This window comes from Motilimonas sp. 1_MG-2023 (genome assembly GCF_030547455.1).
Taxonomy (GTDB): Bacteria; Pseudomonadota; Gammaproteobacteria; order Enterobacterales; family CBDFNC01; genus Motilimonas.
The window spans coordinates 1-230 of the sequence record NZ_JAUOPX010000345.1 but is presented as its reverse complement, the minus strand read 5'-3'; the positions used below and the strand labels follow the sequence as shown (position 1 = coordinate 230).

Genomic DNA, 230 nt, shown 5'->3' with positions numbered 1-230 from the left:
GAAAGTTTATATATTCCATTTATCCCACATTGTACTGATTTTAAGTAAGGCGACATGTTGGTGACGTCAGTCTTATGTGGTCGTTTTCCTGAAGGTTACCCTATCGCTGTGATTGACCGCTTTGATTACGATGAAGGCATGCCTTATGCGCGTGTTGATGCTAAACCAGTCGTATCCCTTGACAGAATTCGCTATTTGCTGCTGCTGTGGCCCAGTGAGTCGCCAGATCC

General features: G+C 45.2%; 1 protein-coding gene. It reads left to right on the top strand.

Annotated features, from left to right (window positions below):
• Positions 1 to 54: 54 nt before the first annotated feature.
• A partial coding sequence (locus Q4519_RS22255) for a rod shape-determining protein MreC (protein ID WP_303516172.1) occupies positions 55 to 230 on the top strand: 176 nt, incomplete at its 3' end.